Annotated in this window: 6 protein-coding genes and 1 pseudogene; all 7 read left to right on the top strand. The window is 63.8% G+C overall.

What is annotated here, in order from left to right; all coding sequences use genetic code 11:
- Window positions 1-198, top strand: a pseudogene (locus tag QJT82_RS25015) (IS110 family transposase); the annotation flags it as partial.
- Between the two features lie 361 nt (window positions 199-559).
- Window positions 560-1,273 carry a protein TolQ gene (gene tolQ / locus QJT82_RS25010; RefSeq protein ID WP_016846954.1) on the top strand — a complete coding sequence of 238 codons (714 nt, stop codon included), beginning with the start codon at window positions 560-562 and terminating at the stop codon, window positions 1,271-1,273.
- A 34-nt stretch (window positions 1,274-1,307) separates the two neighbouring features.
- Window positions 1,308-1,775, top strand: a complete 468-nt coding sequence (locus tag QJT82_RS25005; RefSeq protein ID WP_028340645.1) for a biopolymer transporter ExbD — start codon at window positions 1,308-1,310, stop codon at window positions 1,773-1,775.
- Between the two features lie 34 nt (window positions 1,776-1,809).
- The gene (locus QJT82_RS25000; protein ID WP_028340644.1) at window positions 1,810-2,742 is read left to right on the top strand and encodes a cell envelope integrity protein TolA; all 933 of its coding nucleotides are present in this window, start codon (window positions 1,810-1,812) and stop codon (window positions 2,740-2,742) included.
- A gap of 72 nt (window positions 2,743-2,814) precedes the next feature.
- The gene (gene tolB / locus QJT82_RS24995) at window positions 2,815-4,140 is read left to right on the top strand and encodes a Tol-Pal system beta propeller repeat protein TolB (RefSeq protein WP_028340643.1); all 1,326 of its coding nucleotides are present in this window, start codon (window positions 2,815-2,817) and stop codon (window positions 4,138-4,140) included.
- Window positions 4,141-4,324: 184 nt separating this feature from the next.
- On the top strand, window positions 4,325-6,649 hold the full coding sequence (locus tag QJT82_RS24990) for an EAL domain-containing protein (protein WP_028340642.1): 2,325 nt from the start codon (window positions 4,325-4,327) through the stop codon (window positions 6,647-6,649).
- 173 nt (window positions 6,650-6,822) lie between these two features.
- Window positions 6,823-7,557, top strand: a complete 735-nt coding sequence (locus tag QJT82_RS24985; protein WP_035631536.1) for a hypothetical protein — start codon at window positions 6,823-6,825, stop codon at window positions 7,555-7,557.
- The last annotated feature ends 248 nt before the right edge of the window (window positions 7,558-7,805 follow it).

Below are 7,805 nucleotides of genomic sequence, written 5' to 3'. Positions count from 1 at the left end.
CGCGTTCGTGACGCCCTTTATATGGCGGCCCTCAACGCAGTTCGCAGAGCTGATCCGTTCAAGGCCTTCTATGCACGGCTGCGACAGGCCGGAAAACCAGCCAAGCTCGCCCTCATCGCCGTCGCCAGGAAGCTGCTCACCGTCCTCAATGCCATGATGCGAGACCGAAAGCCGTACCTGCAGACCAAACCAACATAACAGTTGCCGGCCTTCGCCGGGACGACGTGGGGAGGGGGCTCGTCACCTTCCATCCCGCGGAAACTGTTCATCTGTGGAACCCGCCAACCTCCCCGGCCGGCGGCATTTCCCGCCTCCAAATTTCCCTTTGGTAACCTCGCCTTAACCATGATTAGCGTTTGGTTAGGGTCGGAATGACGCGTGAAAAGCCCTCGTTTTGACATGTTGGCAGGGGAAGCAGGGCCCGGCTTTGGACGGGCCCCCCATGCGACAGATGTAAGAGGCTCTCGCGCAGTTTTGCCGCGCCGGGCGCGCGGCCGTGGAAGGGATGCCGATTGGCGGCCCGCCGAATTGGGACACTTGCGTTGAGAGGATATTGCCGATGAATCCCGCCGATGTGGCTCAGTCAACTCTGCCACTGGCATCGAGCGACGTGTCGCTGATCGCGCTGTTCTGGCAGGCCCATTGGGTCGTCAAATGCGTGATGTTGGGACTTCTGTCCTGCTCGGTGTGGGTCTGGGCGATCGCAATCGACAAGATCCTGCTCTACGCCCGCACCAAGCGGGCCATGGACAAGTTCGAGCAGGCCTTCTGGTCCGGCCAGTCGATCGAGGAACTCTACCGGGCGCTGTCGGCCAAGCCGACCCAGTCGATGGCGGCCTGTTTCGTCGCGGCGATGCGGGAGTGGAAGCGCTCCTTCGAGAGCCAGTCGCGGTCCTTTGCCGGTCTGCAGGCGCGGATCGAGAAGGTCATGAACGTCTCGATCGCCCGGGAGGTGGAGCGGCTGGAACGCCGGCTGCTGGTGCTCGCCACCGTGGGCTCGGCCGGCCCCTTTGTCGGCCTGTTCGGCACCGTCTGGGGCATCATGTCGAGCTTCCAGTCGATCGCGGCCTCCAAAAACACCTCCTTGGCGGTGGTGGCGCCCGGTATCGCGGAAGCGCTGTTTGCCACCGCAATCGGCCTGATTGCCGCAATTCCGGCGACTATTTTCTACAATAAGTTCACTTCGGAGGTGAACCGGCAGGCCGCGCGCCTGGAGGGCTTCGCCGACGAGTTCTCCGCCATCCTGTCCCGTCAGATCGACGAGCGGGGTTGAGTTAGATGATGGACACTGTTGCGAGCGCACAATCATGGCGATGAGCATGGCAGGGTCCGGCGGCGGTGGCAGACGCCGCCGCGGGCGCAAGCCTGTGATGGCCGAGATCAACGTCACGCCGATGGTCGACGTGATGCTGGTGCTGCTGATCATCTTCATGGTGGCGGCGCCGCTGATGACGTCGAACATCGACATCGACCTGCCGGTGGCGAGCGGCGGCAAGTCGATCTCGTCGAACCAGCCGCCGCTGACATTGTCGGTCAAGCGCACCGGCGGCGGCTGCAACTCGAATGTCGAGCTCTATCTGGGCGACGCGCCGGTCACGGCCGCCGATTTTCCGGCCAAGATCAAGGCGATCGGGGACGCCCGGTCGGATGCCGAAAAGGTGGTCTATCTGCGCGGCGACAAGGACGTCTGTTACACGGATATGATGAAACTGCTCGGGGAGGTCCGGGCCGCAGGATTCAAGGCGAATATCGTCATCATCCCGGAAGGTGGATAGTGCCAATGTACGGCAAGGCACGGGGAAGCCTGATTTGAAGGTCAAGGTCGACAAGACTCTGGCGGCATCGATTGTCCTGCACGTCCTCGTGATCGGGTGGGGCCTGATTTCGTTCTCGACCAAGGCGTATGTAATGCCGGAAGAGGAATCGGTCGCCGTCGACGTGATCTCGTCGGACCAGCTCTCGCACGTCATGGCCGGCCAGAAGGACGGCAAGAAGGAAAATCCCAAGCCGCTGGTCGAGAAGGTCGCCGAGGCCAAGCCAATGGATGATGCCGTCGGCAAGATCGACGACAAGAAGCCGCCGGTCGTGACCGATACGGCGCCAGCGCCGACGCCGAAGGTGGAGAAGCCGGAAGACAAGAAGCCGGATCCGCCGAAGAAGGTCGAGAACAAGCCGAAGGAAGAGCCGAAGCCGGTCGAAAAGAAGCCCGATCCGGTGAAGCCCGACCCGATCGCCGAAGCGATCAAGAAGGAAGAGAAGAAGCCGCCGCCGAAGCCGGTGCAGCAGGCCGCGAAGCCGCCGCCGGAGCAGAAGCCGAAGGATCGCGTGTTCGACCAGAGCAAGATCGCGGCGCTGCTCGACAAGCGTGACCCGACGCGCGCATCGGCGACCGGCGACACGCTGAACGCCAACGCCGCGCTCGGCACGGCAAAGGGCAAGGCCGCCGACAACTCCGCGACCTGGGGCGCGATGTTCAAGCAGCAGGTCGAGCGCTGCTGGAAGAAGCCCTATGGCGGCATCGAGGCGCAGCAGACAGAGGCGGTGTTCTCGATCAAGCTGAAGCGTGACGGCTCGCTCGAGGGCATGCCGGTGCCGGAAGGGACGCCGGCGACGCCCTATCTGCGCGTCTATCAGGAGAGCGCGCTGCGGGCGATCATCGAATGCCAGCCGTACAATCTGCCGGCGGCCTTCTTCGACGAATGGAAGTATTTTGCGCCGGTGTTCACAGAGCGAAAGACCTGAGGGCGACGGCGTCGCTTGGCCAATAGCAAACAAAGTCTACGGACAATGACCGACCAGAATGATTTGCGTGCAATGACGTTTCGCCTCGACCGCCGACAGATGATCTCCGGAATGGCTGCCCTTGGCGTGCTGGCCGGAAGCCGCAGCGCCTTTGCACAGAAGCGCGTCGTCATTCCGGAAGGCGACTTCGCGCCGCTGCCGATCGCGATCCCGAACTTTGCCGCCGGCACGCCTGGGGACACCGAGGTCGGCGTCGGCGTGACGCAGGTGATCACCAACAATCTGAAGCGCAGCGGCCTGTTTGCGCCGATCGATCAGGCGGCCTATCTCGAGAAGCAGATCAACATCGACGCGGCGCCGAACTTCAACAACTGGAAGAGCATCAACGCGCAGGCGTTGGTCACCGGCCGCATGACGCGCCAGGGCAACGGGCGCGTCAAGGCGGAGTTCCGGCTCTGGGACGTCAACACCGGCCAGCAGCTCGCCGGCCAGCAGTACGACACGTCGGCTGAATACTGGCGGCGCATCGCCCACATCATCTCCGACCAGATCTACGAGCGGCTGACCGGCGAGAAGGGCTATTTCGATACCCGCGTCGTGTTCGTCGACGAGAGCGGCTCGGCGGATCGCCGCGTCAAGCGGCTCGCGCTGATGGACCAGGACGGCGCCAATGTGCGCTACCTGACCCGCGGCTCGGATCTCGTGCTGACGCCGCGCTTCTCGCCGTCGACCCAGGAAATCACCTACATGGAATTCGGGCAGGGCGACCCGCGCGTCTATCTGCTCAACATCGAGACCGGCCAGCGCGAGATCGTCGGCAACTTCCCCGGTATGTCGTTCTCGCCTCGCTTCTCGCCCGACGGCCAGCGCGTCATCATGAGCCTGCAGCAGGGCGGCAACTCCAACCTGTTCGTGATGGATCTGCGCTCGAAGTCGATGACGCGGCTGACCGACACGCCGGCGATCGACACCTCGCCATCCTATGCGCCCGACGGCACGCGGCTCTGCTTCGAATCCGATCGCGGCGGCAAGCCGCAAATCTATGTGATGCCGGCAACCGGCGGGGGCGCACAGCGCATCTCGTTCGGCGACGGCACCTATTCGACGCCGGTGTGGTCGCCGCGCGGCGACTACATCGCCTTCACCAAGCAGGGCGGCGGGCAGTTTGCGATCGGCATCATGAAACCCGACGGCTCGGGCGAGCGCATCCTGACCTCGGGCTTCCATAACGAAGGCCCGACCTTTGCCCCGAACGGGCGCGTCGTGATGTTCTTCCGTGATCCCGGCGGCAACAGCGGCCCGTCGCTGTTCACCATCGACGTCTCCGGGCGCAACGAGCTGCGGGTGCCGACCCCGGGCTTTGCCTCCGATCCCGCCTGGTCGCCGCTGTTGTCGTGAGCTGGGCGCAGACCTGCTCCGGGAACCCCGGCGGCAGTCGCGGCTTCTCGCCTAGCGCACTGAATTTCATGGTGAATTCCGGCCGTCGCCTTGGCGCGGCAAGGACTTGCTAACGATGTTCGCTCAGAAAGACTTCACCTGCGATCAGTAAGAGTGCGAGCTGAAAAGGACGCGCGCTCTCACAATGCAGTTTGCAAGTCAGACGGGTGAACCGGACCGGTCGATGTCGCCGACGATTTCGGCGGCGCTGGTCGATTCCCTGTTCATGAACCCCGCGCCCATGATCTTCGGCGCCTTCGGCCCCGCCATTGCGGGCGCCGTGATTGCGGCTGTCACGAGCAATCTCCTGTGCTGGCTGTGCGTGCCGCTGTTCATCGTGGTGGGGCTGGCGCGCGCGCTGCAGATGTACCGCTACCAGCAGCGCAATTCCCGGCTCACCGTCGAAGAGTCCGTGACCTGGGAGAAGCGCTACCGGATCGGCACCATCGCCTACGGCATTTCGCTCGGCATCTGGGGCGTCACCGTGCTGCTCACGACCAATGATGCCGCCGCGCACATGCTGTGCGTGACCACGGTGGTTGCCTACACCTCGGCGGGGGTAGGGCGGACCTTCGGCCGGCCGCAGATCTTCCACCTGCATCTGTTGATGTCGATCGGTCCCTTGATCCTGGCGCTGATGTATGTCGGCGGCCCCTATCACATCGCCCTTGCGCTGCTCAGCCTGGTGTTCTTCAGCGCCATCCGGCACCTGACCTCCAGCCTGCAGCGCATTTACGTCAACGCCTGGATCGCCAAGGAGCGCGAGGCCGCGCTGGCGGGCCAGTTCGATACCGCGCTGAACAACATGCCGCACGGCCTGTGCATGTTCAGCGCCGACGGCCGCGTTGCGGTGATGAACCACCGCTTCATCGAGATGACGCAGCTGTCGGACGATTTCGTGCAGCGCGGCGCCAGCGCCACCGACATCTGCAACGCCTGCGTCCTGTCCGGCTCGATCTCCGCCGCGGCCGCGCAGCAGATTCTCTACGAGATCGAGAGCTCGCAGCGCGGCGATATCGTCACCAGCGATCCCGATCCCACCAAGAACCGCTCGCTCGACTGGACCTTCCAGCCGATGGCCGGCGGCGGCACGGTGGTGCTGGTCGAGGACATCACCGAGCGCAAGGACGCCGAGGCCCGGATCAGCCATCTCGCGCGCTACGACGAGCTGACCGCGCTGCCCAACCGCGTCAATTTCCGCGACGAAATCGGCCGGCTGCTCGCCATGCAGCACGGCGATCATCGCTCCGCATTGCTGTTCGTCGACCTCGACCAGTTCAAGCAGGTCAACGATACGCTCGGTCATCCCTGCGGCGACCAGCTGCTCTGCGCGGTCGCCGAGCGGCTGCGCGAGATGCTGCGGCCGGAAGATTTCGTGGCGCGGTTCGGCGGCGACGAGTTCGTCGTGTTCCAGCAGAACATCCACTCGCACGAGGACGCCGCGGCGCTGGCGCGGCGCATCGTCGACCGCCTCAGCGAGCGCTACAAGATCGACAACCACCTGGTCGAGATCGGAGCCAGCGTCGGCATCGCGATGACCGCGCCCGGCGTCGGCGCCGACACGTTGCTGAAGAACGCCGACATGGCGCTCTACCGCGCCAAGGCCGACGGCCGCGGCACCTTCTGCTTCTTCCGCGACGAGATGGCGCAAACCGTCGAGGCCCGCCGCATCCTCGAGCTCGACCTGCGCAAGGCGCTCGCCAACGAGGAATTCGAGCTGTTCTACCAGCCGCTGATCAACCTGAAGTCCGGCAAGGTGAGCACCTGCGAGGCTCTGCTGCGCTGGAACCATCCGGCGCGCGGCACGGTCTCTCCGGTCGACATCATTCCGGTCGCCGAGGACATGGGCCTGATCGTCGATCTCGGCCGCTGGATCCTGCGCAAGGCTTGCATGGAATGCATGAAGTGGCCCGAGGCGGTCAGCGTCGCAGTCAACTTCTCGCCGCAGCAGTTCCACCAGCGCGACGTCTTGAGCGAGGTACGCTATGCGCTCGAGGTCTCCGGCCTGCCGGCGCACCGTCTCGAGATCGAAATCACCGAATCCTCGCTGCTGCACAACACCGAACTGACCCACGACGTGCTGTCCCAGCTGCGCTCGCTCGGCGTGCGGATCTCGCTGGACGATTTCGGCACCGGCTACTCGTCGCTCAGCTACCTGCACAATTTCCCGCTGCAGAAGGTCAAGATCGACCGCTCCTTCCTCGAGGGCATCGACAGCGACCGTCCGCTGACCTTGCTGCGCGGGGTGGCGCGGCTGTCGGCGGATCTCGGCATGTCGGTCGTGGTCGAGGGCATCGAGACCAATGAGCAGCTCGAACTGATCAGCGCCGATGGCGCGGTGACCGAAGCACAGGGATACCTGTTCAGCCGGCCGGTTCCCTCGGTCCGCATCCGCCAGCTGCTCAATGCCTCGCACGGCCGGCGGACCGACGAGCAACTGCACGTGGTTCCCTCGCGCTCGATCGCCTGAACCCGGCGCGATACCTCAATCGATAGTTGTGAGAGCCTTCGGCTGCACCATTCGTAGTGTGCCCTTGCGGCCAGAGGTTAACCGTATTGCCTCGATTGCTTTGACGGAAATTAAGAAGCTGTTAATCTTTTGGCTCGCGCGTTGAAGTTGTTGAGTTGTTCAGGGAGTACCAAATGAGGTCCGCGGCCGAAGCCATCAAGCCCGCGACAGGAAGGCTTGCGGACCCTCTGGATCAAGTCGATTACCGCCTCGCTCAGACCCCGGAACAGAAAGACGAGATTTACCGGCTTCGCTATCGCGCCTATCTGCGCGAAGGCGCGATCCGGCCCTCAGCGGACGAGCGGGTCGTCGACCGGTTCGATGATGCGCCGAATGCCTGGGTGTTCGGTGTCTATCTGCAAGGCGAACTCTGCAGCTCGATCCGCATCACCGTGGTGACGCCGGAATGGCGTACCTCGCCGACGCTCGAGGTGTTCGGCGACGTGCTGTTGCCGAAGCTTGATCAGGGTCTGATCTTCATCGACTCGACGCGCTTCGTCGCGGATTCCGAAAAGGCCCGGAACAATCCGGAACTGCCCTATGTCACGGTGCGCCTCGGCTCGACCGCGGGCGTGCATTTCAATGCCGATTACGGCCTTGCACCGGTTCGGCCCGAGCACATGGCGTTCTACCGGCGCGTGTTCCTGCACGAGACCTGGTCGGAGCCGCGGCTCTATCCCGGTCTGGTGAAGCCGGTCGGCTTGATGGCGTCGCATCTGCCGACGGTGCGGGAACGCGTGCTGGCCCGCTATCCGTTCCTGCGCTCGAGCGCCTTCGAGCGGCGAATGCTGTTCGACCGTGAAGGCCAGTTGCAGCCCGACGGCGTCGTGCAGCCGTTCGAGCGCGCGTCGATTGTGCCGAATCCTTGAGGGAAGCGGCATTCTCATCGATTCAGTGTCGATCGACTGTTGCGCGCAGGCCAAATTGTCCTGCAAAAGCGGCCGGTTCCCGCGAACCTTGCCTTCCCTTCACCATCGCGCCACATTTGCCACCCATTAACCATCGGGGGCGCTTTTCGCCATTGCCTGGCATTTGATGGGGTCCAGCAAGGTCTCGTCAAGGTTGACGGAACGTTCGCTTAACCATCGCCCTGTAGACCGATTGGGTAGTACGAAGA

This window comes from Bradyrhizobium sp. Mp19 (assembly GCF_029952935.1).
Lineage (GTDB): Bacteria > Pseudomonadota > Alphaproteobacteria > Rhizobiales > Xanthobacteraceae > Bradyrhizobium > Bradyrhizobium elkanii.
This window is presented reverse-complemented; position numbering and strand designations above follow the sequence as displayed.

Bases quoted from the DNA above. Each gene is read 5' to 3' on its own strand.
- tolB (WP_028340643.1), top strand. From the start codon at position 2,815: ATGACGTTTCGCCTCGACCGCCGACAGATGATCTCCGGAATGGCTGCC.
- tolQ (WP_016846954.1), top strand. From the start codon at position 560: ATGAATCCCGCCGATGTGGCTCAGTCAACTCTGCCACTGGCATCGAGC.
- QJT82_RS24990 (WP_028340642.1), top strand. From the start codon at position 4,325: ATGCAGTTTGCAAGTCAGACGGGTGAACCGGACCGGTCGATGTCGCCG.
- QJT82_RS25005 (WP_028340645.1), top strand. From the start codon at position 1,308: ATGGCGATGAGCATGGCAGGGTCCGGCGGCGGTGGCAGACGCCGCCGC.
- QJT82_RS24985 (WP_035631536.1), top strand. From the start codon at position 6,823: ATGAGGTCCGCGGCCGAAGCCATCAAGCCCGCGACAGGAAGGCTTGCG.